Genomic DNA, 2,320 nt, shown 5'->3' with positions numbered 1-2,320 from the left:
AGCCATTCAGGCCCATTTCTCCGATCATTTTCGTTGAATATGCTCAATATTCGCCTCAAACAATCAAAAAAATGGACTCAAAATGGCTTTCCCTCGCTACGATCACCTAAGTCCGACAGCCTCCTAGCCCGAATATTTGGCAGATTCAACCTCAAAGTGCATAACCAGCTAAGCTGCCATAAGTAACAAGGGTCTGCAAAATAAACCGTTGTATCTAATGCTTTCGCGACTTCTTCATGGTAGGCAAACTCTTTTCCGTTATCTGCTGTGACGGTATGTACTGCGCCCCTAAACGGTGATAATAACTCAATCCTTGCTGCTGTGGCGGTAGTCGCTGACTTATCATCAACATGCTTTGAAACGGCAAAGCTTGGCACTCGCTCTACGATTGTTACTAACGCACCACTGTGCCCTTTTCCAATAACAAGGTCTATTTCCCAATCACCTACACGCTCTTTTTTATCAACAATGCCTGGACGTTCTTCAATACCAATACGGTTCTTTATATGCCCCCGCCCCGCCTTGAGTCTTGCTGCGGGGTTGATAGGCGGCGTAAATAACAATACAAATCGCCACCAGAAGCTTTATCTGCCCACACATACAAATAGATACTTTCATGGATCAGGTGTTGCTGATTCACCTCTAAAAGGCAGCCCGATATTTGCTCTGGACTCCACTTTTCTTTTAATTTCGACTTAACGAGTTGAATCATGCTATCCGTCATCTTAAGCGCTTTTGTCGCTTCAATCTGTCGTTAATTATACTTAGACTGTACTTGTTTATAGCGATAGCCACGCTTTTCTTTAGGGCATAAATCTGGCATCGTCATCTCTCTTGTCGGAGAAAAAGTGCTCAGCTTACTAACAACGGGCCTCTTTTTTATACTCTGCTCAAGTTATGCACTTATTGGTTGAATCTAAGATGGGTTAAACGAGGATCGTCTTTTTTATGAAATATTCGGGCCACTACAAATCACATAGAGCCGTATGAGGGAAACCTTCAAGTATGGTTTTGTGAGGGGCACTATGTTTCCTTGCGTTTACAAATTAATAAACATAGGAGACATCAATGTCTACTCAATATCAATTTTTAAAAAAAGTAGCGCTGGTTACTATGCTGGTATTGCCTGCGTTGGCGAGCGCAAAAATTGTACTAACTGACGAACAGGCCGCCGATATTGGGCAGAAAATTTGGCAAAATGAGGGGCTTGGTCGAGTTGACTATTTAACGGTCTGGAATGAAGGGGAGGATTTCCCCTCGTTTGGGATTGGTCATTTTATCTGGTATCCGCAGGGGGTTAACGGGCCTTTTGTCGCGTCATTTCCGGTGTTACGTGACTACCTTGCGATGCATATGAAGCTGCCCGGTTGGTTGGCTGAGGCCAAGTATAGTCCGTGGCAGAGTCGTGAAGATTTTTATCAACAGTTTGATAGTTTAAAAATGCGTGAATTGCGTCTGCTGTTAGAACAGAGTGTGTCACTACAGGTGGAAGTTGTTGTTCAACGCATGGAGGCGGCACTACCAAAAATGTTAAGGGCCGCTGTAGGGTCTGATCTGCGTGTGTACCTCGAGCAGCAGTTTTACAAAGTCGCCGCTGAGCCGAGTGGGCCTTATGCCTTGGTCGACTATATTAATTTTAAGGGTGAAGGGGTAGCGCTGAGGGAGCGCTATCAAGGTGAGGGGTGGGGGTTGTTGCAGGTATTGATGAACATGGATCCCCAAGCAAACGACGTGATGGCTGAGTATATCCGCAGTGCGGATGCGGTGTTAACGCAGCGGGTAAGTAATGCGCCACGAGATGAGTCTCGTTGGTTGCTAGGCTGGCGCAAGCGTTTGCAGAGTTACTCAGAGCTTCCCTGAATAGTTATATCACTCGTGCAGGCCAGCCTAACCGGCCTGCATGCTGCTCCCAGATAGCTCCAGCAGCATTTCACGAGCATCGGCTCTATATCGAGTTGTTTTTACTCCTCTTGCTCACTCCGGCCAAAACCCTTCGGCAACACCCATACTTCTGTGACCTGCCCAACCTCATTTCCCTTGTGTTCAGCAGCATACCCCACTTGCATCCCTTTCTTGAGCACTCTCAGAGAGGAGAAACGGGAGTGTGGCGTATAGACCCGGGTAGCAGGACTCACCGAAAACTCCATATCGTCTATCACGATATAACCTGGGTGAAGATCATCGACCTGACCTATGTTATTAAAGCTCTCCGGATAGTGTGCGGGCAGTTTGTCGGCAAACGCTCCGCTGGCGGGCATTAAAAACACCACAAACAACACGACTGTAAAAATATATCGATTCATCTCTCTCTCCTCAGCGC

Annotated in this window: 3 protein-coding genes; 1 reads left to right on the top strand and 2 read right to left on the bottom strand. The window is 46.6% G+C overall.

Features of this window, described 5'->3' with window-relative positions:
• Positions 1–77 precede the first annotated feature (77 nt).
• Complete coding sequence (locus tag L3J94_12135) at positions 78–563, bottom strand: IS30 family transposase (protein ID MCF6219471.1); 486 nt, start codon at positions 561–563, stop codon at positions 78–80.
• Positions 564–1,068: 505 nt separating this feature from the next.
• Between L3J94_12135 and L3J94_12130 the strand changes: the two genes are divergently transcribed.
• Positions 1,069–1,860: a hypothetical protein gene (locus tag L3J94_12130; GenBank protein ID MCF6219470.1), complete on the top strand. Its 792-nt coding sequence runs from the start codon at positions 1,069–1,071 to the stop codon at positions 1,858–1,860.
• A gap of 101 nt (positions 1,861–1,961) precedes the next feature.
• Here L3J94_12130 and L3J94_12125 read toward each other — a convergent pair.
• Positions 1,962–2,320, bottom strand: a 359-nt coding sequence (locus L3J94_12125) for a hypothetical protein (protein ID MCF6219469.1), incomplete at its 5' end; no start/stop codon positions are given.

The organism is Gammaproteobacteria bacterium (assembly GCA_021647245.1).
GTDB lineage: Bacteria > Pseudomonadota > Gammaproteobacteria > RBG-16-57-12 > RBG-16-57-12 > JAFLJP01.
The sequence above is the reverse complement of the archived record's forward strand: the minus strand, read 5'-3'. Positions and strand labels throughout refer to the sequence as shown.

Excerpts from the sequence above, each read along its gene's own strand:
- L3J94_12130 (MCF6219470.1), top strand. The coding sequence starts at position 1,069 with ATGTCTACTCAATATCAATTTTTAAAAAAAGTAGCGCTGGTTACTATG.